This window comes from Terrilactibacillus laevilacticus, from assembly GCF_006517395.1.
In the GTDB taxonomy this organism is placed as follows: Bacteria; Bacillota; Bacilli; order Bacillales; family Sporolactobacillaceae; genus Terrilactibacillus; species Terrilactibacillus laevilacticus.
In genome coordinates, this window is the sequence record NZ_VDCY01000007.1 from 64,958 (window position 1) to 89,417 (window position 24,460).

Genomic DNA, 24,460 nt, shown 5'->3' on the forward strand with positions numbered 1-24,460 from the left:
TGAGTGTTCTTTTTACTTCTGTTCATTATAGTTTACTTTCAGCCAACTGAATCTGTACCTTAATCTGATCAGGACCTGTTCCGCCTTGACTATGTCTTGCACGCATGACATTTTCAGGTGCTAAAATGTCAAAGATATCTTCTTCAAAGAGTGAGCTAAACTCTCTAAATTCAGCTAATGTTAAATCTAATAAATACTTGCCCTGTTCAATAGCATATAAAACCACTTTCCCAGTTACTTCATGGGCTTGTCTGAAAGGCAATCCTTTTGTAGCAAGATAATCAGCCATATCAGTCGCATTAGAATAATCTTGTGTTACGGCTTTACGCATGTTGTCTTTTTTGACGGTTAATGTTTCAAGAATTGGTGCCAGAAGATCAAGAGCCCCTTCTAATGTCTCAACCGTATCAAAAATACCTTCTTTATCTTCTTGCATATCTTTGTTGTATGCGAGAGGAAGACCTTTTAAGACGGTTAACATGCCGACTAGATGACCAAATACACGACCCGTTTTCCCTCTTAATAGTTCAGGTACATCAGGGTTTTTTTTCTGCGGCATAATGCTTGAACCGGTGCAAAAAGCATCATCAAGTTCAACAAATTGAAATTCTTGGCTACTCCATGTGACTAACTCTTCGGATAATCGTGACATGTGAACCATAATCAATGAACAAATGGATAAGGCTTCGACTACAAAATCACGATCACTTACAGCATCCATGCTGTTTGGATAAACAAAGTCAAAATCCAAGAGCTCTGCTACACGTTCACGGTTAATTGGGAACGTGGTACCCGCAAGTGCACCAGCTCCAAGAGGGAGCCAATTGATTCGTTTTAAGCTGTCTCTTAGACGATCTTTATCTCGTTCAAACATCCAAAAGTAAGCCATTAAATGATGGGCAAAAGAAATCGGTTGAGCACGCTGAAGGTGCGTATATCCTGGTAGAATCGTTTCAATGTTTTCTTTTGCTTGACTAAGTAAGGCATATTGAACATGTTCAACCAATTCGATTAGTCGTTTTGTTTTTTTACGCATATATAAATGCATATCGGTTGCAACCTGGTCGTTTCGGCTACGGCCTGTATGTAGTTTCCCACCTACAGCCCCGATCTCATCAATTAACATTTTCTCAATGTTCATATGGATGTCTTCATGTTCGGTTAAAAATTCAACGTTACCAGATTCAATTTTCGATAAGATTGTTTTCAATCCATTTTGAATCGTTTCAGCTTCGTCAGTCGATACAATCCCGCATTCACCAAGCATTTGAACGTGAGCGAGACTTCCTTCAATATCTTCTTTGGCTAGTTGTCTGTCAAAACCAATGGATGCCGTAAACGCATCCACCTGTTTATTTGTTTCCTTCGTAAACCGGCCGCCCCATAGTTTTGCCATTGCCATCCTCCTGTTGATTCCCTTTATGAACTTCTGCATAGACTTTTGTTGGAAGGCCCCAAAGTTTGATGAACCCTACTGCTGCATTATGGTCAAAGGCATCACCTTTTGTATACGTCGCAAGTTCTTCATTATAAAGACTTGTATCTGCTTTACGTCCCACAACAACATGTGTGCTTTTGTGTAATTTCACACGCACTGTTCCTGTAACATGTTTTTGAGTGTCATCGATGAAGGCTTGCAATGCTGTGCGGATTGGTGAATACCAAAGACCGTCATAGATGATTTGTGCCATTTGTTGTTCAACAATTGGTTTGAAGTGAGCCACTTCACGAGTCAAAGTTAAGGCTTCAAGTTCTTTGTGTGCGTTGATCAAAATGAGAGCCGCTGGATTTTCATAAACTTCACGCGATTTAATCCCAACAAGACGATTTTCTATATGATCAATACGTCCTATACCATGTAAACCACCTTTGTCGTTGAGTGCTTCGATGATTTCAACAAAGCTTAAAGTCTCACCGTTCAATGACACGGGTTTGCCTTTTTCAAAACCGATTTCAATATATTCTGCCTCGTCAGGTGTATTTTGGATTGGATTCGTCCAATCATAAGCTTCTTCTGGCGCCTCATTCCAAGGATTTTCGAGGACACCAGCTTCACATGCACGTCCCCAAATATTTGCATCAATGGAGAAAGGATTATCTAAATCAATGGGAATTGGAATACCATTTTCCTCAGCGTATTTTATTTCTTCATCACGTGTCATTCCCCATTCGCGTACCGGTGCAACAACTTTTAAATTTGGGTTAAGCGCTTGGATCGATACTTCAAAACGAACTTGGTCATTTCCTTTACCGGTACATCCATGAGCGACAGCTGTTGCCCCTTCTTTTTCAGCGACATCAACGAGAAGTTTAGAAATAAGTGGACGAGAAAGTGCTGAAGATAATGGGTATTTGCCTTCATATAATGTATTCGCTTGAAGAGCTGGCAAGAGATATTCTTCAGCTAACAAATCTTTAGCATCCACAACATAAGAACTTACAGCCCCTACGTCCAATGCTTTTTGTTTTACCATTTGAAGATCTTTACCTTCACCTACGTTAATACTGAGTGCAACAACGTCATAATTATATTTATCCTGCAACCATTTAATACAAACAGATGTATCCAATCCTCCTGAATAAGCGAGAACAATTTTTTCTTTTGCCATTACAAATTCCTCCTTTTTAGTACCCTATTCGATTCTTTTAGTTTACCTTATTAGTGTAAAAAAGTCTTTGGTAATTTAATAAAAAAATTTTAAATTATTTGCTTTCCATCAATACTTTAAGGATCGCTTTTTGAGCATGTACACGATTTTCTGCTTCATCAAAAACAACCGAATGAGGCCCGTCAATGATATTTGCCGTCACTTCTTCCTCCCGATGAGCAGGTAGGCAATGCAGAAAAATAAAATCATCTTTTGCAAATGAACATAATTCTTCATTTACTTGGTAAGCCTTGAATTTATTTAACCGTTCTTCTGCTTCAGCTTCTTGGCCCATACTTGTCCAAACATCCGTAACAATCACATCTGCATCTTTTGCTGCTTCAATCGGATCATTCCCGATAGAGATAACACTTCCTGTTTTCTCAGCGATTTGTTTTGCTCCCTGAACGATACGGCTTAATGGCTCAAATCCCTCCGGAGAGGCCGTTGAAATATGCATGCCGCAACTTGCCGCTCCTTCAAGAAGGGAATGACACATATTATTATTACCGTCTCCAACATAGCACATTTTGAGTCCCTTTAATTTACCTTTGTGCTCATAAATGGTCAGAAGATCCGCCAAAACTTGAGCTGGATGATGCGTATCCGTTAATCCATTGATAATCGGGATATCGGCATTTTCTGCAAACTCTTCGACAATATTGTGTCCGAATGTCCTAATCATCAGGCCATCAACATACCTAGAGAGTACTTTTGCCGTATCAGCAATCGTTTCTCCTCGGCCTAGCTGAATATCCTTATTACTTAAGAAAATGGCTTGACCACCAAGTTGAATCATCCCTACTTCAAAAGAAACACGTGTCCGGGTGGATGATTTTTCAAAAATCATCCCCAGGACCTTTCCGCTTAAATAAGGATGTGGAATCCCTTTTTTCTGTAATGCTTTCATTTGAACGGCTTCATTTAACAAATGTTGAATTTCTTCCGGGGAATATTCGGCTATTGTAAGAAAGTCTTTCTTTTTCGTTTCTTTTATCTCATTCACTTTTAGCATCTGTTTCACTCTCCGTGATTTATCATCAATTTTTCTTTCTTATATTCTTCCAGTGACAGGACGCGCGTGGCTTCATTCGTATTAGTTAAAGATAAAACTTGATTGAGCGTATCTATTGCCGTATACAATGGAACTTGGTATCTTATTGCCATCTCCCGCAGTTTAAATCCAAAGGTTGAAAGGTTTCTTCCTTGTACAGGGAGATTACAAACAGTCGTAATTTCTCCTTCTGCGAAGCTTTGATTCAATTCATCAAGATCTTTTGAAATACGTTTAACTTCTATATCATGCGCCTCTAAATACTTAGCCGTACCCATTGTTGATGCAATTTTAAAACCTTTGTTCACGAGTATTTGAATGTATGGCAGGCACTCCGCTTTATCACGATCATTTATTGAAAAAATCACCGTTTTTCCTTCATTTTGACCGTCCAATAAAGGATGGTTTTTTCCTAACAATAAGGCTTTAGTCAGAGCTTCATTCGGGGATTTTCCGAGCCCGAGTAATTCACCTGTTGATTTCATTTCAGGCCCTAGAACAGGATCAACACCTTTTAGTTTTGAGAATGAAAAGACCGGAGCTTTAACAGCATAAAGGTCAGGTGGTTCTAATAATCCTAATTCATTGTGTTGTCCTTTCAATGTTTCACCCAATTGAACGCCAACAGCTAATTCAACCATTGGAATACCTGTCACTTTACTCATGATAGGAACCGTCCTTGATGCTCGAGGGTTCACTTCTAGAACATATACAACGTCACCCGAGATAACAAATTGAATATTAATTAGACCATTTATTTGTGCTTTTTGACAAATACGCGTCGTATACTCAACAAGTGTTTCCTTTTGCTTATTTGATAAGGTTAAGGATGGAAAAATGGCGACGCTATCGCCTGAGTGAACGCCCGCTCTTTCAATATGTTCAAAGATACCAGGAATTAAACAATCGTGACCATCGCTTATGGCATCAACTTCACATTCAAGTCCTGGTTCATAACGATCAACAAGAAGCGGAAAAGAAGTAGCGCTGATTCCTTCCTTATTCTCCTGAATATACCGTTTTAGCTCCATTTCATTATAAAAGATAACCATGGATTGGCCACCAATGACATAGGATGGTCGAACAAGAACCGGATAGCCGAGTTTTTTAGCTGCTGGAATCAAGCCTTGAAGTTCATGAACGGTATCTCCTTTAATATGAGGAATATCAAGTGAGCTTAGAAGCTCATAAAATTGCTCCCGATCTTCCACTTGATCAATACCAGATAATGATGTTCCTAAGATTTTGACCCCTGCTTCTTCTAATCCTTTGGCTATATTAATGGCTGTTTGGCCGCCAAATTGAACAAGAACACCGTCTACTTTTTCTTTTTCGACTACATTAAGAATATCTTCGAGAGCCAACGGTTCAAAATATAATCGATCCGCAATTGAATAATCCGTACTTACTGTTTCCGGGTTATTATTCATGACTATCGCTTGATAACCCTTTTCTTTAACTGCTAAGGCAGCTTGAACGGAACAATAATCGAATTCAATTCCTTGCCCTATTCGTATTGGACCTGAACCGATGACTAGTATTTTCGGCACTTGGCTTACGTCCGCCTCATCTTCACCAAGCCAAGTCGAATAATAATACGGTGTTTGAGCTTCGAATTCCGCTGCGCAAGTATCAACGAGTTTATAGCTTGGCGTAATACCTAATTCGATTCTTTTTTTACGGATCTCCATTTCACTTACTTTAAAAATCCGAGCAAGTGTGGCATCACTTACATTATATTGCTTGGCTATTTGCCAATGCTCTTTTGTTAATTCATCTATTGATTTATTTGAAAGAGTCCCTTCAAAATCAACCATATCTTTGATTTTATTTAAAAACCAAAAGTCTATTTTCGTTTCTTTATGAATCGTTTCGGTCTTATATCCTTTTTTCATTAATGCAGCAATAGCAAAGATTCTTAAATCCGTTGCTTCTTTTAAATGATAGATAAGTTCATCTTCTGATGCTTTTTCGAAAGGAAAATAAGTCAAATTCTTGATGCCGGACTCAAGGGATCGGAGACCTTTATTTAGAGCCCCCTGGAATGTTCGATCGATAGCCATGACTTCTCCCGTAGCCTTCATTTGTGTACCTAAGCTTCTTTCTGCTTCAGTAAATTTATCAAATGGGAAACGTGGAAGCTTCACAACGATATAATCAATCGCAGGTTCAAAGGAAGCATAAGTTGTTCCTGTAATAGGATTAATGATTTCATCCAAATGATAACCAATCGCACATTTTGTAGCGATACGGGCGATCGGATAACCTGTCGCTTTCGAGGCAAGAGCTGATGAACGACTAACTCTTGGATTAACTTCGATAATCACATATTCATTTGACTCAGGGTTTAAAGCAAATTGAATGTTACAACCACCGACAATTTTTAATGATCGAATGATTTTTAATGAAGCGTGACGTAACATTTGATATTGAACGTCTGTTAATGTTTGAGATGGAGCGACCACGATTGAATCCCCCGTATGGACACCCACTGGGTCTAAATTCTCCATATTACAAACAATGATACAAGTATCATTTGCATCCCGCATCACTTCATATTCAATTTCTTTCCAACCTTTGATGCTTTTTTCGATTAATACTTGATGAATGGGACTAAGCTTAAGTCCTCTTTTTAAGACAAGTTCAAGCTCCTTGTCATTATTGGCAAACCCGCCTCCAGATCCACCAAGTGTATAGGCTGGACGAATAATCACGGGATAGCCAATTTCTTGGACGAACTCATAACCCTCTTCATAAGTATGAATGATCTTTGATTCTGGTATCGGTTCTTGAATATCGATCATCAATTGTCTGAATAACTCTCGGTCTTCACCGTGCTGGATCGAATCAACGGATGTGCCTAAAAGTTCAACCTCATATTTTTCAAGAATATGATGTTGATATAATTCAACAGCTAAATTCAATCCTGTTTGCCCACCTAATGTTCCAATCACGCCATCTGGTCTTTCTTTTTTTATAATGGCTTCGATTGCTTCAATTGTAAGTGGTTCAATATATATTTTGTCAGCGATTTTTTCATCCGTCATAATGGTCGCTGGATTATTATTTATCAGGATAACTTCGATACCCTCTTCTTTAAGAGCTAGACAAGCCTGCGTTCCCGCGTAGTCAAACTCGGCTGCTTGCCCAATGACGATTGGACCCGAGCCAATAACAAGTATTTTTTTTATGTCAGTACGTAATGGCATTGGTCCGGTCTCCCTTGCATGCTTTCATTGATTCAATAAATCGATTAAAAATATGTTGTGTATCATCTGGTCCTGGATGGGCTTCAGGATGAAATTGAACTGTTTCAATCGGTAAATGGTTATGCTTTAACCCTTCAATGGATTTGTCATTCACATTGCGATACGTCACAGTAAAAATTTCTTCATTAATACTATCCTCGGTAACCACGTAACTGTGATTTTGAGAAGTCATCCATACCTTACCAGTTAGTACTTCCTTAACGGGATGATTAGCCCCGCGATGTCCAAAAAGGAGTTTATCTGTTTTGGATCCATAGCTTAATGCAATCATTTGGTGTCCTAAGCAAATACCCAAAGACGGATAATGTTTAGTGATAGCCTTGACTTCTTTAAACAAATGAGCAAGCTTCACAGGATCGTCTGGTCCGTTACTAAACATCACACCATCAGGATTTAGTGATTTAATCTTATTAAAAGTTGTATCATAAGGAACCACAGTCACCTTACATCCTGCATCGGTTAAAGCCGTTAGCATGGACTTTTTAAAACCATAATCGACTAGTACAACATGTAGACCGTCATTTTCAATCGTATAAGATTGTTTAGTAGATACTGTTTGTACTAATGAAGTGGCATCATCTACAGATGTATCGAATTGTACATCTGGTGTTTTCGATATAATCGCCTTCATCGTTCCTTGCTTACGAATTTTCTTCACTATCGCTCGTGTATCTATGCCACAAAGGCCGGGAATGCCTTCGCTATCAAGATGATCAGAGAACCCTTTAATTGATAAATAATGACTTGGCATGGTGCACAAATCACTAATGATGACTGCTTCTGGATGCAAAGCTGCACTTTCATTATCCAATGAATTAACTCCATAATTACCAATCAAAGGATAACAAAATGTCATAATTTGTCCGGCATAGGATGGATCTGTTAATATCTCTTGGTAGCCTGTCATACTTGTGTTAAAGACCAATTCTCCAGAAGCTTTAGCCTGAGAACCAATCCAAGTTCCCTCATAAATGTCTCCTGTTTCCAATACCAGATAACCTTTATCCATCAGGATTCACCTCTTTTCATAGTTGACTTAAAGCTAGATCCATCGTTTGAATGAATGCATCGATTTCCTCTTTATTTGTTGTCAAAGGCGGTAAAATACGAACAACCTTCTCACCTGCTGTTAAAATGAGCACATGATTTTCTCTCATTTTAGTTACTACGTCAGCGGCTGGTATGGCTGTTTCTAACCCGAGTAAAAGACCTTTGCCTCTTACACTCACGATAAGCTTTTTATATTTATCTTTTAACCCACTCAATTGTTCACTTAGATATTTTCCATTTTCGTTACTTTTGGATAAGATGTCTTCTTTATCAAATGTCTCAAGTGTTGCTACTCCTGCAGTAGTTGCCAGTGGGTTGCCCCCAAAAGTACTGCCATGGCTTCCAGGTTCGAAACCTTTAGCAGCAGCTGACTTAGCAAGCATCGCTCCAATCGGAAATCCTGAACCTAATCCTTTGGCTGAAGTTAAGACGTCAGGCTCGATTCCGTACTGTTCATATGCATAGAGTGTTCCTGTTCTTCCAACACCCGATTGAACTTCATCAACCATAAAGAGAATGTCATTTTCTTTACAAATCCGATGCAACTCATTCACCCAATCTTGATCTGCTGGAATGACGCCTCCTTCACCTTGAACTAGTTCTAGTAACACTCCAGCACAGTGACTGTTGTGTGCAAGATATGAAAGAGCATCTAAATCGTTATAAGGCAAGTACGTAAATCCTGGCATTAAAGGCGAGAAACCATCTTGTATTTTCTTTTGGGCTGTCGCAGTCAAAGTTCCAAGTGTTCTCCCATGAAAAGAATGAGTAAACGTCACGATGGTGGGATCTTTGATTCCTTTAATTTTATTCGCATAGCGTCTTGCTAATTTAATAGCTGCTTCATTCGCTTCTGCCCCACTATTACAGAAAAACACTTGATCAAAACATGTTTTCCCCGTTAAGAGTTGAGCTAGCTTTTCTTGGCTCGGAATATAATATAAGTTGGAACAATGCCATAAGTTTTCAAGTTGTTCAGAAACGGCTTCCTTTACCGAATCTGGAACATGACCAAGATTACATGTTGCAATCCCTGAAGTGAAATCTAAATACTTTGTGCCATCTGCGTCCCACACATAACTTCCTTTTCCTTTTTTCATTTCAATTGGAAACCGTTTGTACGTCGGCATAACCGATGATAAAAGTGATGTTTGACTATCCAACATATGTTACTCCCTCCTCAAGGAAAACTTTTGTTCCAACATTTCCACCGCTGGTTAAGATTTTAATACTTTCTTCATCATGACCACTAATAATAGAAACTTCTTTCACATCATTTTGTAAACTTTCAATAGCTGAAATGACCTTTGGCACCATACCTCCGCTAATGATCTTCTTCTTTATAAGCTCTTTTATCTCAAGATCCGATACCTCTGAAAGAATGGTACGTTCACCATCTTTGTCAATCCAAATACCAGGAACGTTACTAACAAAGCAGAGCTTTGCGCCTAAAGCTCCTGCAATGGCTGCAGCAGCCATATCACCATTTATGTTATAATGCTGACCATCATTATCACTTGCAATCGGTGAGATAACGGGGATGAATCCTTGTTCCGCTACCTGCGCGAGGATTGAAGCATGGACTTCCTTCACCTCTCCGACAAAGCCGAGTTTCCCGCCTTTAAGCGGTTCTGCCACTAAGAGATGACCATCCAAACCACTGAGACCAATAGCTTTACCGCCTTCATTGTGGATTTTTGTTACAATTTCTTTATTAATCGATCCATTTAGAACCATTTCTGCTACTTCCAGTACTTCTTGTGATGTTACACGCAATCCATTATAAAAAGTTGACTCTATATTTAATTGCTCACATAGTTTCGATATTTTGGGTCCGCCGCCATGTACGATGATCGGGGTCCATTCACTATCTGTGGCTACTTGAATAATGCTTTTATAAAAAGATGTTGGTAATGTTTCATATACACTTCCACCGCATTTGATGACCAAATACTTCATGTTTTTTCCCCTCTCATGTACGATATGAGGCATTGATTTTGACATAGTCATAGGTTAAATCACAGCCCCACGCGGTCGCTATTCCTGTTCCATCTGCAAGATCGACTTTGATGACCACGTTTTCTTGTTCTAAATAAGTTGTTGCTTCAGCCTCACTATAAGAAAGTGGCGCTCCTTTCTCGAAAATGGAGATATCACCAAGTGCAACACTCACTTTACTCGGATCTAGAGGCTCTCCGCTGTATCCAATTGCGCAGACGATCCGTCCCCAGTTTGGATCTGTTCCGTAAATGGCTGTTTTCACTAAACTAGAACCAACGATTGTTTTACTAATGGCTCTCGCTGAGGCATCATCTTTTGCTCCTGTAACTTGAACTTCAACTAATTTTGTTGCTCCTTCACCATCACGTGCGATCATTTTAGCTAATTGTTCAGACACATAGGTTAATCCATCTATAAAAGTAGACCATTCAGGATGTTCTTTTGATAACACTTTATTTTGAGCCGCGCCATTAGCCATAAGAACGACCGTATCATTCGTACTTGTATCGCCATCTACGGTAATCATATTAAACGTTTGATTGGTGATTTCTTTTAACGCGGAGTCTAATGAAGTAGCGTCAATATTTGCATCGGTGGTTATAAAACCAAGCATGGTTGCCATGTTTGGATGAATCATCCCTGATCCTTTAGCAGCACCACCAATGGTGACCGTCCTGCCGTCAATCTCCATTTGAACCGCTAGATGCTTTGGCATTGTATCGGTCGTAATGATGGCTTTTTCGAAAGAGCCTGTAAAACTATCTTCAAGATTAATCGATTCAATGCCTTTCTCAATTTTATCCATTGGTAGCTGAACGCCGATGACACCAGTAGATAATACACCGACGTGTTTTTCAGAAAGATGAACATGATCTGCAAATAGTTTACGCATCGCATATGCGTCTGACAGGCCTTTTTCACCAGTACATGCATTGGCATTTCCTGAATTGACAATAACCCCCTGTAACATGTGACCATTTTGTATGCTATCTTTTGTTACTAAAAGAGGTGCTGCTTGGAATACATTCGTTGTATAAACAGCCGCAGCAGCCGCTGGATATTCAGAATAAATCCAACCCAGATCTAGATTTTTATATTTTAATCCGCAGTGTAAACCTCCTGATTGAAAACCTTTTGGCGTGTCGACGCTTCCCTCATTTATATACTTAAGCGTTTCTGTTTTCTCTGGAATCATGTTCAATCCTCCTAATCTATTATCTATTTCGTATCATCAAGCCAAAACTAGTCATAAAACTTTTCGTGCAATCTCATTTATGGATACATAGGAACTTGTTTAAGTCCTGTCTGCTGTTCTAAATTATTCATCAAATTGAAGTTTTGAATTGCTTGACCAGCTGCGCCTTTAACTAAATTATCAATAACCGATACAATGATAACTTGGCCCGTTCGTTCATCCACATTAAAACCAATGTCGCAATAATTTGAACCAGATACATCTTTTGTTGTTGGCCATTGACCCACTTCTCGAATACGAACGAACGGTGAATTTCTATAAAATGTTTTATATTCTTTAATGAAGTCTTCAGTTGTTAGGCCACCCAATACCTTTCCATAAATCGTACACATAATTCCTCGTGTCATAGGAACAAGATGTGTTGAAAAGGTAACCTTAGCTTCTAATTGTGTTACTTTTTTAAGTGTTTGCTCTATTTCAGGTATATGTTGATGACTGCCCAAATTATATGCTTTCAGATTGTCATTAGTTTCCGCGAAATGGGTCATCAATGAGGTCCTTCTTCCAGCTCCAGACAAACCAGATTTTGCATCAATAATAATAGAATCTTTGTCAATAAATCCTTGTTTTAGTGCTGGCAAGATACCAAGTAAGGTTGCGGTTGGATAACAACCAGGATTCGCTATCAATTGAGCTTCTTTTATTTCTTCTTGGAAAAACTCTGGTAATCCATAGACAGCTTGATTAAGAGCTTTTTTGGGTGCCGGTTCCTTGTGATACCATGCTTGGTAGGTTGCAGGGTCTAATAATCGATGATCCCCTGATAAGTCTATACAAGGTATGCCTTTATCGATAAGTGATGCAATAAAATGTGAACTTACACCGGATGGCGTTGCAAAAAATAAAAGCTCAACGCGCCCTGCTATCTCATCTATCGTAAGATCTTCTAATTTCATCTCACAAATATCCTTTAAATGAGGATAAATTGTTTTAATAGATTGGCCACTCGTTGAATGAGAGATTAGCATCTCAATTTCAGCAACTGGATGGTTTGTCAGTAACCGAATAAGCTCCAATCCACTGTAACCATTAGCCCCTACAATTCCTACTTTCACGCTTATTCCTCCACTCTTTCTGTACGTCAATTGCCTCTAAAGTCTCTAAAGTCTTCTTTTCTCTTTTATGGGTAAAAAAATACCCGTCCCTATGAAGAGACGAGTATTCACCCGCGGTACCACTCTTGTTGTTCCAAATCGGAACCAACTTGCGAGCTTTAACGGTAGCAACCCGGCTAAACTCTACTTAAATATGTTCTTTCAAGTTAGCATCTCCAAAGTGCGGTTCACCTCAATACACGTACTGGCTTACACCAACCCAGCTCGCTGAAAACGAAATATTGCGATTACTCTCTTTGTCATCGATTTTAATCAATCTATTTTATTGATTTGTTTATTTATTATTTATTCCTTTTAAAATTAAAAAACGCCCGTCTCTATATAAAACAGAGACGAGCGTTATTGACATAACCCGCGGTACCACTCTAATTATCCCAAATATTCGGGATCAACTTTAAGCTATTAACGGGTGCGACCCGATTATCCCTATAAAAGCATTGTTTTCTTTAGGATAATATCTCCAAAGTGCGGTTCATTACAATCTTCGTACCGGCTTACACCATCCCGGCTCGCTAATTACAAAAGAGTGTAATTACTCTCTTTATCATTGATTTTATACTCTTATATGTGTTGAATAATACTGCTTTGTGTAGCTAATTATACAGAATATTATGCTTAAGTCAACAGGTTCTGTTGATTTTTTTTGCGAATTAATTATATCCATAACATTCTGTCTTTTTAAAACATTAAATTACGATTAACGTATAACTATTAATCTAACTATATGATATAATGAATGTGTTTTTTGAAAGAAGTTTTCACTATCAGAGAAAACATGATTTCTTATGATAAATAGTTTAATTAACTAGGATATTAAAAGTTTATTTAGTCATAGTCATGACTTATAAAGGTTGTTCAAAAAGTCACCAAATGATAACTTGCGAAATCTCGGCGCCCGCTCGTTTTTCCGGTCCTCATGTAGTGTATCAAGAGGATCTCTAGCTAAAAGCGCTCACGTCCTGTGGCTAGCGCCAGAAGCTACCACAACGCGAGGAATGCCAGTCCAACGGCGCAGCTCTTAGCCTCCGACGCCCAGGACGGGCTAGTATTGGCGTTTCTTGCAGGATGCCAGTGTACTTAGCCAGTAACCCTTTTCATTTGTCACCTTTTTGAACACGCACTTATAGAAGGTCATGGTTACATTTAAAAAAAGGTTGGTGAATAATTTGCACGACATCCTTATTGCTATTATTCTTGGTGCTGTTGAAGGTTTAACAGAATTCGCACCCGTGTCTTCTACTGGACACCTCATTTTAGTAGGCAGCTTACTTCATTTTACTGGAGATAAAGCCAAGACATTTGAAATTGTCATTCAGCTCGGCTCAATACTAGCCGTCGTCGTTATCTATTGGAAACGTCTGTGGAGTTTATTTGGTCTTTATCGTGACCATCGTGAAAAATACACAAGTAATTTGAACTTAATACATATTATTGTGGCTATGATACCAGCTGTTGTCCTCGGATTGCTTCTTCACGATTTTATCAAAAGTCATTTATTTTCACCAACAACGGTTGTTATTGCCTTAGTCGCTGGTGGTATTTTAATGATTTATGCTGAAAAAAAATCAAAACATGTCGAAAGCAAAACATTGGATCAGATGACCTATCGACAAGCTTTTGTTGTTGGACTTTTCCAATGTCTGTCCTTGTGGTCTGGTTTCTCACGTTCAGGCTCCACAATCTCAGGTGGTATTATCTCTGGACTCAACCATAAAACAGCAGCCGAATTTTCATTTCTTGTTGCGGTACCTATGATGATCGCCGCAAGTGGACTCGATCTTTTCAAAAGTATCGACTCATTATCGATGTCCGACTTACCTCTTTTTATAGTTGGATTTGTGACGGCTTTTATCGTGGCTCTATTAGCGATCGTTTTCTTCTTAAAACTATTGCAACGAGTAAAATTAATTCCTTTTGCTATCTATCGATTTATTTTGGCAGCCGTCTTTGCTATCTATCTATTATTCTAATCATAAGAAACTCCTCTGATAAGCTTATCAAGAGGAGTTTCTTATGGTTATATGTTGTTTTTTATGGGTTGGGTTAATCTTAGATACAACCGTTCATCTTGTTTATCTAAATGCACAGGTCTCTCATAGAATGCAGATAACGACTCTGCATTCATTAATTCTTCTGTTCTTCCAGAATCAAAAACTGTGCCATTCTTTAGCAAAAGGGTGTGACTAAAACAAGGCAATATTTCTTCTACATGGTGAGTAACATAGATTAAAGTTGGAGCGTCTTGTTTCTTCGCTAGTCCTTCAATGATGGAAAGCAAGGTTTCTCTTGCTAAAATATCAAGCCCTGTACACGGTTCATCTAAGATGAGCAGTTTCGGATTTGCCATGAGTGCCCGTGCAATTATGACCCTTTGTTTCTCTCCTTGTGACAGAGTATCGTAGCTTCGTTTAGCCAAGTGATGACAATGTAGTTCACCCATCAATTCATAAGCTTTTTCCCTATCTCTATCTTCAATATCATCATATAATCCGATCGTGGCAAACTTACCACTTAAAACAATATTTTCTACAACTTCATCATTATGAAGTTGCTGCTGCAAGGAAGAGCTCACCCATCCAATTGATTGTCGTAAATTTCGTAAGTCAACTTGTCCAAATGTTTGGTTTAGTACAGTCATAGAACCTTCAGTTGGCCAAATATAACCATTCACCATATTTAATAAAGTTGATTTTCCCGCTCCATTCAAACCAACAAGGCACCAATGCTCTCCTTCTTTTACTTGCCATGAGATATTTTTTAAGACGTCCTTATTTACACGCTTATAGGATACATTTTCTGCTTGAATCATCAACTTTTCTTCACCCCTCTATTTTCTGAATAATTATACACTCAAAAGAAGAAATTCTCATGTTTGACGTTTTATTAAAAGATATTGAAAAAAGTTCGGATAGATAAATTGATCTGAACTACTTTTTAATTAAGTCGTCCATCTTAGACTGGTATCTGTTCATTGCTTTTTCATCAAGCTTCTGCCTAGAGTTAAAGGAGATAGCTTGACTTCCCATTTGCCTCCATCCTTTTATAAAAGCCGATTTTCTCATTTTTTTATCTTTTGTATTTGTAAGCGGATCATTGAAATAAACATAATCCTGATCATACCCAGTTAATAGCACAGAGTGCTCTTTAAATGTAATCTTTATATTACCTTGCTTTGTATGCCATGTGACAAATTGACTTTCAGAGAGCTCATTAAAGTTTGTATTGTTAATAACCCAAATTGAAGAGCCACTTGCTAGTTGCTCCTCTATTTGACCCCACCCCTTTCCTGTTAGATCGACAGCACGATCTCCTAAATAACGCTCTGCTAATTGGAAAACAGGACCATGGTATACGGCATACCCCGGCCCTCCATGATATAAATTGCCGACAAACCCTTCATTTGGATTTCCGTTATAGTTGCCCTCTTTAAACGGAACTTTTTTTATTTGACGGGCTAGTGTCATTTTATTAATCTTTAATCCAGCTTGATTTAAAAGCATCGTCAAACTTGTTACTTCGCATCCATTGGGGAGTTCAGGTAATTGACGGATGAGTGGTGCATCAATCCTCGCCTCACTTTTTGTTTCATCTACCTCAGACTTTATTTGTGAATAATCCGTCTCATTTTCTATTTGGGTTGATGACGTTTTTTGCTTAGCTGACGTTTTAGATCGCTTCTTTTCATCAATTGCTGCATTCTTTTGAGGTGTTACTTTATTCGTATCTGTGATTTTCTCATCTAAATGCAATGCAGTCATAACTATGATTATTAGGGCAATGATGATATAAAGCATATATTTCATTCTAAGCATCTTTTCATTCCCCATCCTTTATGTCATAAACATTATAGAGTACTATACATTTTAATATAGCTGAAAAACGGTCGATTCTCCAATTATTCTGCAGGATTATGGTAAAAGATAAAGTTATCATGAACGAAACTAGTCCCCTTACCTATCTTCTTTGATACTCAGAATCTTGAGATGGAGGTCTTTTCTAGCCGTTAAGGCGGGATATAACAATGCTCAAATAAAAAGGACATCCTCTCAAGAGATAGATGTCCATCCAAAATTAACTTGATCACCTTATTTAGATTTAACAAAATTGCTTCATGCATATTTGACATATTTCGTACGGGATACATAATAGTGCACCTAACCTTGGATTGTATCAGACACAACATCCACTATCCCGAAGACATCTTTTATCAGATTGGAACTGATCACTCTTGACCTTCCTCGCTTTTAGCCATCACATGCTAGGCATAGCGCGAAGCATGATTCAAATCATGAACAACCATTACAATGGTACATTTAAATGTTATATTAGTTCTTATTTGCCTCATTTTCTGCAAATCTTAGTAGATGATAGATGGTTTCAATTGTCGCAACTGGTATATCTTTCTCATGAGCGAGTTTTATAACATAACCCATGATAGCATCTAACTCCATTTTCTTTCCAGATTCAAAGTCTTGCAGCATCGATGTTTTATGATTTCCAGCATCTTCATTTTCTTCAAAGATCCAATTCGCTTGTTCAGGATCAAAATGAATATTATAGGCTTTAGCAACAGCTAAGTATTCAGATTGAATCCGTTTCATAATGGGAAAGATGTCCTGATTATTTAGCGCAACGCCAACTTTGGTTTGAGTTAAAGCCGTAATTGGATTAAAACAAATGTTCCACAATAATTTTTCCCATTTTGCTTGTTGGATGTTATCAGAGACCTCGATCTCAACACCTAAATTTCTGAAGACCTCTGCAAGTTGATTAACCACTTTTGATCTTTCCTTCGTCCAATCACCCATGACAATTTTACCTTCTGCGACATGTTGAATAAGACCTGGTTTTTCAAAAATGGTAGATACAAATGCAGACCCCCCGATCACCCGGTCAGCCCCAAACTCTTCTGCTAAAATTTCTTCATTACCTATACCGTTCAGCAGGCATAAAATCTTCGTTTTTTCTGAGATAAGTTCTTTTATTTGAGGCATGACATCCTTAAGTGCTGTCGATTTAACCGCAAGTATAACAACATCACAAGGGTCCAAACTCGGAATATCATCAGCTGCAACTGCTTTTACAGAAACAGAAAAATCCCCCCAAATACTCTCAATATGTAAATCATGATTTTGCAAATGTTCAAGGTTCTTTCCTCTCGCTATAAAAGTGACATTTTCACCTTGTCTTGTAAGCAATGCTCCATAAAAGCCTCCTATGGCCCCAGCACCCAATACAACAATATTCATGATATCCCTCTTTTCATTCTCTTGATGTGGATTAAAAATGTTTTTTAAAATTATCATCATTTTGTGACTTTTTAATCTTCTTTTCTATTCTATCATAAAATATCCGCTTTCCGACAATAACAATCACTTTTTGAATGTATAGAGTATCTAAATAGATCGCCCTCTCTTAGCAAGAAGGGGCGATCTATTAAAGTTCATCAATTGGCACGAAATACTTTAACTTTATTTGGTTTAACGTAAATATATTCTTCCGGTTTAATATTTAACTGCTGAAATTCGTCTTTCCTTAGATTTACTTCAATTAATTGATGGTTATCTTCTCTTTCCAATTCGATGCGAGTGATGGGGCCAGTAGCATTAATATGTTCTATTTTGGCTTTTATCGATCGATTCCCTGTTGATTCTTTTTCAATCAAAAAATTGTGTGGTCTAACAAATCCCAATGCAGGAGTCTCATTTTCATGACCATACTCTGGTACATCAAATTCTATATAACCATCGGTGAAAGTACCCTTATGAATGTTTCCCTTGATTAAATTAACGTTTCCAATAAAATCATAAACAAAGGGACTGGCCGGATTTTCGTATATTTGTTCTGGAGTATCAATTTGTTCAATTTTACCATTATTAATAATGACGACTCGATCTGCCACTTCAAAGGCTTCCTCTTGATCGTGAGTGACAAATACACTTGTGATATTAAATTTTTGATGTAAATGTCTTAACCAATTCCGAAGTTCTTTTCTCACTTTTGCATCAAGGGCTCCGAATGGTGTCAACTCGGTTTAATATGGATTATTTTTATTCAACTAAAAACCACTCTTCAAAAACACGATATGTTTGTAAAGAGTGGTTTTCTTGTTTTTTATACTATGCATATGCCTAGGAAATGTGTCACACTTAACTCAAATAAGGAACAACGTAGCCAAATTCAATTGATTTTTTCACATCTATGATACGCTGATTCGAGGACCCACGAAATTTAAGTTTTAAATCTCTTTTATCCAGTTCAAACTTACCATCAATAAGAACATGAAGGTGCTTTAGCATCTCACTTTTTTCTGAATCCAATAATATTTCCTCGAAAGTGAATCCAGACCAGCACCAAACATTTTTATTTTCACATTCTTTTTCAATACGTTTTAAAAGACGAGTTAAGATGATTGGATGTTCAAAAGGTTCCCCTCCAAGTAAGGATAATCCTGAAATTTGTTTCATTTTTAAATCATCTATTATTCTATCTTCAGTTTCCTTAGTGTAAGGAGAACCAAATCCAAAGTTCCAAGCCACAGCATTCCAACATCCCTTACAATAATGACGACATCCGCTGACAAACAAGGAATGTCGTATCCCTAATCCATTCAGCATATCAAAACGTTTGTAATCTGCATAATTCATAACTTTTAACCACCTAAACATGCTTTGTTCGACTATTAATCTCTTTTAGACGTCCTTTAATAGGCTTTCGTTGTATCACGGAACCGAGATATCCGCATAACCGCCTGATACATGAAGTGGTTTCTGGGTTGTGATTATGACAATTTGGGCACTGAAAACCATGAGCCGTTGACTCAAACTCTCCTTCAAAGTCGCATTCATAACATTTATCGATGGGCGTATTTGTACCAAAGTAACCAATACGATCATAAGCATAATCCCAAACTACTTCTAATCCTTCAAGATTATGAATTAAAGATGGAAATTCACAATAGTGAATGAAACCACCTGTCGTGTATGGCTCATAATCTTTCTCAAAATCTATTTTCTCAAATGGATTCACTTTTTTTCGAGTGTCATAATGAAAACTATTCGTATAATAGCCTTTATCTGTGATGTCTTCAATTTCGCCAAAATCTTGGGTATCCAACCGGCAAAAACGATCTGTAAGTGATTCTGAAGGCGTTGCATATACACTGAATCCATAGCCTGTTTCCTTTTTCCAGCTATCAGCTGCATCTTTTAATGCTTTCATGATATCCAAAGTAAATGTTTTTGCGTCTTCACTCTTTTCCCATTCTGATCCATAAAAAACTGTCGCTACTTCATATAAACCAATATATCCAATCGATATCGTAGCCCGACCGCCTTGAAACATATCCATGACATGTTCATCTGCTTGGAGTCTAATTCCCGTTGCCCCATATTGATAAAGGATGGGGGCATTTTTTGCTAATGTCCGATGTAAATTTTCAATTCTGAACATGAGAGCTTCATAGACGATGTCTAATCTCTCATAAAACAGTGACCAAAATATAGCCTTATCTCCATTCGATTCGATGGCTATTCGAGGTAAATTCAAGGTACAAACACCGAGATTATTTCTACCGTCTGTGATGTACTTGCCATTTTCCTGATAAGAAGATAGAAATGAACGACACCCCATGGGGCTTTTAAAGTCTCCCGTGATTTCCACTATTTTATCGTAACTTAAAATATCCGGATACATTCGTTTTGCCGAACACTCCAGGGCAAGTTTTTTAATGTCATAATTAGGATCATTGCAATCTAAATTAATGCCACGTTTCAGCGTGAAAATTAACTTGGGAAAAACAGCCGTTTTCTTATCCCTTCCAAGACCCTCTATCCGAACCTTTAAGATCGCTTTTTGAATTTGTCTTGCAAACCAAGACGTGCCAAGACCAAAATTAAAACTAAAAAAAGGGGTTTGTCCATTAGAACTAAATAGCGTATTAATTTCGTATTCAAGAGATTGCATCGCATCATAGATTTCTTTTTCGGTCATCTTATAAGCATACTCTTCCTGTTCCTTTTCCCCAGGAATCCACCTCTTGCCGTTTCTTAAATGTTTTTTAAAACTTCGAATCGCATATGGCTCTAATACTTCATCTGCACGATTAAACGTTGTTCCACCATAAATATTGGAGGAGACATTGGCTACGATTTGTGCGACGAGGGCAGCTGCTGTTTTTATTGATTTAGGTTCTTCAATATCCGCATGACCAATCGAAAAACCATTTTCGAACATGCCTTTAAAATCAATTAACATACAATTAAACATCGGAAAAAAAGGGGAATAATCAAGATCATGAAAATGAATTTCGCCTCTTTCATGCGATTCTGCCACTCTCTTAGGTAGTAAATAACGCAAGGCATAATCTTTAGCCGCAATTCCTGCCAAGAGATCTCTCTGTGTATTAAATACATTTCCGTCTTTATTTGCATTTTCATTTGCTATTGTTTCATCAAGTATGATTAACTCACGGATTTTTTCATCCAATGCTTTATTAACGAAAGTTTCAACCATCTCTTCACCTCAACATATAATTTTAAAAAAACTTTACCACAATATATAGTATTAAGAAGTGATAGAAAGCACATATATTGTATGCTGATTAGATAATTGAATGGTTGAGCTATAATTGTTCACTCTTAAAATATCCTTTTAGAATACTTGTTAATTTCTCTAATATCATATATTCATCAGTGGCATATTTTTTTACCATTGCAGCTAAACTGTCCCGATATTTATGCGCTCTCTCAAATTTTGTTTTAAAACTGTAAAAATTAATGTCAACATCAAGGGAATAGCCATTACGAAAGACCACTCGAGTGGTACCTCCATCAACGTTATGATAATGATCAATTTGGGTTAATGATAACCATATACACTTTCGAATTTGTTTTGGTGAGTGAAGGGGAAATAAATAGACATCCAATTCTTTGCAAATACATACAGGTACCATTTTTATCTTACCCATCACTCGATTCACATGTTCTTTGTTACTTTTATAACTAGAGCCAAAGTTATGGCATGATTTATCGACAATTTTTAAAGCATGTGATTGGATTCTGTATTGTTTTTTTTCTTCTAAAACCAATGTCCATGGATATCCATATGGACCGTCTGTTGGTAATAAAGCCATTGTACTAGGATGAATGATATATTCTTCTAACGTCATAGTAGGTTTGCTATTATTCAGTGTGATCTCCTCCCTAATATTCACCTTTTTATTTTACCGTCTTGTTCTTATTCAGTCCTTTTTTTAAAAATATCATCTCCTGACTCTTTTAATACTTTTTCTTTAGAGAATTCAAGTTAGATCATCATAAACAAAGAAGTGGTTAACTAAGGTGCGAAATCAAGAAGGAATACCGAAGTATGTAGAAAAATATGAATGTTATAGAGGACTTTATAGTTGGTGTCAATATGGCGAACCAATGAATCAAGATGAATGAGAGTAGAACCTGCCCTCAGACAAAAAACTTCGGAATATCGGATCATTGTTCAACAAAAAGGTAAAAAGGTACTTTTGACTTAATTCTTTTTACCTTTTTGTTAATCATATTATATCAGACAAATAATAGAATATTGTGACTCTTTGTGATATTTTTTTGACAAAATTCAAAACTTTTAAATATTGAAAATAGAATATCACAAGAAAATAGATGATTAGAATGGGTGACTTATCCACATGCCATATAAATTAATAGACAACCCATAAGGAAAAGAGGAAGTAACTGGGGAATTTTATTTCGGCAAGGGGAATGGGGGTTAACATGATTATCTAAATACCGGTATCGTCTTGAATTCAGATGTATATATCCTTTTTTGTAGCTATCCGAATATATAAAAGATAACAATACATAGATTAACGAACAAATCGAGTTAAGTTCAAGAAACTTTAATGGATTTATTTAAGACATAATGAATAAACAAATGGACAAGCTCTTTATCATAATAAACATCCACATATTTAGCTAACTCTCTTAATGCTTCTTCTTGAGTATATTCATTCTTTAAATTTCTTGGATGTACCATCAAATCATAATCGTTAATAATTCTTAACATCCGACAGTAATAGGGTATTTTATCCTTTTTGTAATAAAGCGGATAACCAGATCCGTTAATATTCTCATGATGCAATAAAATAACACTCATATCGATAGATGCATCATTTAAATACGTGTTAATAATTTCTTCACCATATAAAACATGATTCGATAGTTCCTCTTCCTCTTTAGGAGTTAATGGCTCTGTTTTTGCAAGCAAATAAGCATCCACGTACAAATATCCAATATCATGGAGTAAAAATGCATCAACAATAGACAACCTAGTTTCCATAGATATATTTAAATATCGACAAAAGTCTGTACATAGGTTAGCTACATTTATAGAGTGATTAAATGTATAAAAATCATGTTCTCTTAGTTGGTATAACAATAGGTCAAATCGCTCATCACGGGATAAGAGTTCCATTTTGTTCAACATAAGGTTTTCCATCGCATCATCCCCATTTCTAATTGATTTAATCTTACGAGGGAAACAGAAAATTGGTAAAATATACTGTTGATCGTAGTTGTTTTACATGGTTAGTAGGCCACTATTCCTATTAAAGTAATTATCGGTTTAACATTATGCTTTTTAAAGTAGGAAAATAGAATTAATTTTGACAAATTTACGAATTATCCTCTTAAGTTGTGATTGTATATAGTAAAAAGAACACTACCATTTTCGGTAGTGTTCTTTTTACTTTATTAACTTTTATTTTCTTCATTCATTCACTGCCATTTTTGAATCATGTTTATAGTTTTTAGATACATTTTTATCCATTGATTTTCCTATACTATTTTTATAATAGCTAATGACTACTGAAGTGACGATGACAGATAAAATGGAGAAGATACCACTCCATATTCCTATAGTAAAGAAACTAATCAATACAACACAAAAATCGAAAAGAAAATTTATCACTCCTGGATTATAACCAAACCTTTTTTGTAAAAATAGGGCTAAAATATTTGCTCCTCCGAGAGAAGAACCATGACTAAATAATACAACTAATCCTAAACCGACTATACAACCTCCTAAAATAGAACCTACCCAAACAGGAAGTGAAAATGGTATAATATAATAATCTAAACTGGACATTAGTGATAAGATCGTTATAGAAATAACTGTATTTAGGGTAAATTTAAACCCCATCCGAATAAGTGAGAAAACATAAAATGGCAGATTTATAACGAAAAATACGATTGAAAAAGGTAAGTCAGTTAGAAAAGACAAGCTTAGTGATAATCCTGCTGTCCCACCTGTTACAACATGACTATGCCTCAATATAATAAGCCCGATGGTTGTCATTAAGCATCCAAGCAAAATGGCTAATCCTTTTTTCATCGGTAAATCACTCCAATTCATTTTGAATAAATGTTTAAACTCTCTAATATTCATGATAAAATACATTTACGAAACTTTACATAGACTAATGAAGTTGTTTCCTATCATAATCATGTAATATGTATGAATTTATAGTATAGTTACTTCATTTTGAAAGGAAGTTATTTATGGACAAATTGGACATACGTTTACTTGAGCTTTTGCAAAAAGATGGTCGTATGACAATTAGTGAATTATCGAAGCAATTAGCCCTTAGCAGACCTAGCATCTCAGAACGTATACATCGACTAATTGAAAAAGGGATTATCGAAGGCTTTACAGCAAGAATATCACCCAGTGCCGTGGGACGTGACATCTTGTTATTCATACAAATTAGTGGTTTAAAAGTTTCTGCAGATGAATTTGAAGAATTAGTAAAAAAAGAATCTGACATTCTAGAATGCCATCGAATTACAGGAGATGCGAGCTATTTATTGGGAGCCGCAGTGGCAGGCATGAAAGGGATGAGAGCTCTTATTGATCGCTTAATGCCGTATGCCATCGTCAATACATCGACCGTTTTAACTTCGCCAGTTCCCTATCGCTCGGTTTTACCACCCAAAGGTTCTAGTTAATCATTCATTCTTGGACAACCTATTATAGGATAAAGAAAACTTGCCGATAGCGGGACCTATAAGAGGTTG

Annotated in this window: 20 protein-coding genes and 2 other annotated features; of the genes, 2 read left to right on the forward strand and 18 right to left on the reverse strand. The window is 37.0% G+C overall.

Annotated elements, in window-relative coordinates; translation table 11 throughout:
- Positions 1–25: 25 nt before the first annotated feature.
- The 9 genes from argH to argC form a co-directional block, all read right to left on the reverse strand.
- Complete coding sequence (gene argH / locus FG390_RS09755) at positions 26–1,396, reverse strand: argininosuccinate lyase (protein WP_141190843.1); 1,371 nt, start codon at positions 1,394–1,396, stop codon at positions 26–28.
- A complete protein-coding gene (locus FG390_RS09760; RefSeq protein ID WP_141190844.1) occupies positions 1,353–2,609 on the reverse strand; it encodes an argininosuccinate synthase in 1,257 nt (418 codons plus the stop codon). Before FG390_RS09760 ends, argH begins: the two co-directional genes overlap by 44 nt.
- Positions 2,610–2,703: 94 nt before the next feature.
- Positions 2,704–3,663 (reverse strand): ornithine carbamoyltransferase, encoded by a 960-nt coding sequence (argF, locus tag FG390_RS09765; protein WP_141190845.1) that lies wholly within the window; start codon positions 3,661–3,663, stop codon positions 2,704–2,706.
- A gap of 5 nt (positions 3,664–3,668) precedes the next feature.
- Complete coding sequence (gene carB / locus FG390_RS09770) at positions 3,669–6,911, reverse strand: carbamoyl-phosphate synthase (glutamine-hydrolyzing) large subunit (protein WP_141190846.1); 3,243 nt, start codon at positions 6,909–6,911, stop codon at positions 3,669–3,671.
- Positions 6,895–7,980 carry a carbamoyl phosphate synthase small subunit gene (locus FG390_RS09775; RefSeq protein ID WP_141190847.1) on the reverse strand — a complete coding sequence of 362 codons (1,086 nt, stop codon included), beginning with the start codon at positions 7,978–7,980 and terminating at the stop codon, positions 6,895–6,897. Before FG390_RS09775 ends, carB begins: the two co-directional genes overlap by 17 nt.
- 16 nt (positions 7,981–7,996) lie before the next feature.
- Entirely contained in the window at positions 7,997–9,187 is a 1,191-nt protein-coding gene (gene argD / locus FG390_RS09780) for an acetylornithine transaminase (protein ID WP_141190848.1), read from the reverse strand.
- Positions 9,177–9,980, reverse strand: coding sequence for an acetylglutamate kinase (gene argB / locus FG390_RS09785; protein WP_141190849.1), 804 nt, complete (start codon positions 9,978–9,980; stop codon positions 9,177–9,179). Before argB ends, argD begins: the two co-directional genes overlap by 11 nt.
- Positions 9,981–9,993: 13 nt before the next feature.
- Positions 9,994–11,217: a bifunctional ornithine acetyltransferase/N-acetylglutamate synthase gene (gene argJ, locus FG390_RS09790; RefSeq protein WP_141190850.1), complete on the reverse strand. Its 1,224-nt coding sequence runs from the start codon at positions 11,215–11,217 to the stop codon at positions 9,994–9,996.
- A 77-nt stretch (positions 11,218–11,294) separates the two neighbouring features.
- A complete protein-coding gene (gene argC, locus FG390_RS09795; RefSeq protein WP_141190851.1) occupies positions 11,295–12,332 on the reverse strand; it encodes an N-acetyl-gamma-glutamyl-phosphate reductase in 1,038 nt (345 codons plus the stop codon).
- A 92-nt stretch (positions 12,333–12,424) separates the two neighbouring features.
- Positions 12,425–12,644: a binding site (T-box leader), on the reverse strand.
- Between the two features lie 73 nt (positions 12,645–12,717).
- Positions 12,718–12,949: a binding site (T-box leader), on the reverse strand.
- Between the two features lie 609 nt (positions 12,950–13,558).
- Here argC and bacA point away from each other — a divergent pair.
- Positions 13,559–14,362, forward strand: coding sequence for an undecaprenyl-diphosphate phosphatase (gene bacA, locus FG390_RS09800; protein WP_141190913.1), 804 nt, complete (start codon positions 13,559–13,561; stop codon positions 14,360–14,362).
- A gap of 47 nt (positions 14,363–14,409) precedes the next feature.
- Here bacA and FG390_RS09805 read toward each other — a convergent pair whose 3' ends face one another.
- The 9 genes from FG390_RS09805 to FG390_RS09845 all read right to left on the reverse strand — a co-directional run bounded on the left by FG390_RS09805 (position 14,410) and on the right by FG390_RS09845 (position 23,777).
- On the reverse strand, positions 14,410–15,201 hold the full coding sequence (locus FG390_RS09805) for an ABC transporter ATP-binding protein (protein ID WP_141190914.1): 792 nt from the start codon (positions 15,199–15,201) through the stop codon (positions 14,410–14,412).
- 118 nt (positions 15,202–15,319) lie between these two features.
- Positions 15,320–16,204: a C39 family peptidase gene (locus tag FG390_RS09810; RefSeq protein WP_258311639.1), complete on the reverse strand. Its 885-nt coding sequence runs from the start codon at positions 16,202–16,204 to the stop codon at positions 15,320–15,322.
- A 513-nt stretch (positions 16,205–16,717) separates the two neighbouring features.
- Positions 16,718–17,641 (reverse strand): ketopantoate reductase family protein, encoded by a 924-nt coding sequence (locus tag FG390_RS09815; RefSeq protein WP_181406451.1) that lies wholly within the window; start codon positions 17,639–17,641, stop codon positions 16,718–16,720.
- Positions 17,642–17,838: 197 nt separating this feature from the next.
- Complete coding sequence (locus FG390_RS09820; protein ID WP_181406452.1) at positions 17,839–18,390, reverse strand: sulfate/molybdate ABC transporter ATP-binding protein; 552 nt, start codon at positions 18,388–18,390, stop codon at positions 17,839–17,841.
- A 151-nt stretch (positions 18,391–18,541) separates the two neighbouring features.
- Complete coding sequence (gene nrdG / locus FG390_RS09825; protein ID WP_141190854.1) at positions 18,542–19,039, reverse strand: anaerobic ribonucleoside-triphosphate reductase activating protein; 498 nt, start codon at positions 19,037–19,039, stop codon at positions 18,542–18,544.
- Between the two features lie 13 nt (positions 19,040–19,052).
- Complete coding sequence (nrdD, locus tag FG390_RS09830) at positions 19,053–20,906, reverse strand: anaerobic ribonucleoside-triphosphate reductase (protein WP_141190855.1); 1,854 nt, start codon at positions 20,904–20,906, stop codon at positions 19,053–19,055.
- Positions 20,907–21,015: 109 nt separating this feature from the next.
- Positions 21,016–21,561, reverse strand: coding sequence for a competence protein ComK (locus FG390_RS09835; RefSeq protein ID WP_141190856.1), 546 nt, complete (start codon positions 21,559–21,561; stop codon positions 21,016–21,018).
- 713 nt (positions 21,562–22,274) lie between these two features.
- A complete protein-coding gene (locus tag FG390_RS09840; protein ID WP_141190857.1) occupies positions 22,275–22,883 on the reverse strand; it encodes an HD-GYP domain-containing protein in 609 nt (202 codons plus the stop codon).
- A 270-nt stretch (positions 22,884–23,153) separates the two neighbouring features.
- Positions 23,154–23,777 carry a YitT family protein gene (locus tag FG390_RS09845; RefSeq protein ID WP_141190858.1) on the reverse strand — a complete coding sequence of 208 codons (624 nt, stop codon included), beginning with the start codon at positions 23,775–23,777 and terminating at the stop codon, positions 23,154–23,156.
- Positions 23,778–23,944: 167 nt separating this feature from the next.
- On the opposite strand from FG390_RS09845, the gene FG390_RS09850 reads away from it, so the two are divergent.
- Positions 23,945–24,391 (forward strand): Lrp/AsnC family transcriptional regulator, encoded by a 447-nt coding sequence (locus FG390_RS09850; protein ID WP_141190859.1) that lies wholly within the window; start codon positions 23,945–23,947, stop codon positions 24,389–24,391.
- The last annotated feature ends 69 nt before the right edge of the window (positions 24,392–24,460 follow it).

What these genes read in the sequence shown, in the direction of transcription:
- FG390_RS09760 (WP_141190844.1), bottom strand. Translation starts at nt 2,609, where the DNA reads ATGGCAAAAGAAAAAATTGTTCTCGCTTATTCAGGAGGATTGGATACA.
- nrdG (WP_141190854.1), bottom strand. Translation starts at nt 19,039, where the DNA reads ATGAATTATGCAGATTACAAACGTTTTGATATGCTGAATGGATTAGGG.
- FG390_RS09810 (WP_258311639.1), bottom strand. Translation starts at nt 16,204, where the DNA reads ATGCTTAGAATGAAATATATGCTTTATATCATCATTGCCCTAATAATC.
- nrdD (WP_141190855.1), bottom strand. Translation starts at nt 20,906, where the DNA reads ATGGTTGAAACTTTCGTTAATAAAGCATTGGATGAAAAAATCCGTGAG.
- argD (WP_141190848.1), bottom strand. Translation starts at nt 9,187, where the DNA reads ATGTTGGATAGTCAAACATCACTTTTATCATCGGTTATGCCGACGTAC.
- FG390_RS09805 (WP_141190914.1), bottom strand. Translation starts at nt 15,201, where the DNA reads ATGATTCAAGCAGAAAATGTATCCTATAAGCGTGTAAATAAGGACGTC.
- FG390_RS09845 (WP_141190858.1), bottom strand. Translation starts at nt 23,777, where the DNA reads ATGAAAAAAGGATTAGCCATTTTGCTTGGATGCTTAATGACAACCATC.
- argJ (WP_141190850.1), bottom strand. Translation starts at nt 11,217, where the DNA reads ATGATTCCAGAGAAAACAGAAACGCTTAAGTATATAAATGAGGGAAGC.
- argH (WP_141190843.1), bottom strand. Translation starts at nt 1,396, where the DNA reads ATGGCAAAACTATGGGGCGGCCGGTTTACGAAGGAAACAAATAAACAG.
- FG390_RS09840 (WP_141190857.1), bottom strand. Translation starts at nt 22,883, where the DNA reads ATGGAAAACCTTATGTTGAACAAAATGGAACTCTTATCCCGTGATGAG.
- FG390_RS09775 (WP_141190847.1), bottom strand. Translation starts at nt 7,980, where the DNA reads ATGGATAAAGGTTATCTGGTATTGGAAACAGGAGACATTTATGAGGGA.
- FG390_RS09815 (WP_181406451.1), bottom strand. Translation starts at nt 17,641, where the DNA reads ATGAATATTGTTGTATTGGGTGCTGGGGCCATAGGAGGCTTTTATGGA.
- FG390_RS09850 (WP_141190859.1), top strand. Translation starts at nt 23,945, where the DNA reads ATGGACAAATTGGACATACGTTTACTTGAGCTTTTGCAAAAAGATGGT.
- argF (WP_141190845.1), bottom strand. Translation starts at nt 3,663, where the DNA reads ATGCTAAAAGTGAATGAGATAAAAGAAACGAAAAAGAAAGACTTTCTT.
- FG390_RS09835 (WP_141190856.1), bottom strand. Translation starts at nt 21,561, where the DNA reads ATGACGTTAGAAGAATATATCATTCATCCTAGTACAATGGCTTTATTA.
- argB (WP_141190849.1), bottom strand. Translation starts at nt 9,980, where the DNA reads ATGAAGTATTTGGTCATCAAATGCGGTGGAAGTGTATATGAAACATTA.
- carB (WP_141190846.1), bottom strand. Translation starts at nt 6,911, where the DNA reads ATGCCATTACGTACTGACATAAAAAAAATACTTGTTATTGGCTCGGGT.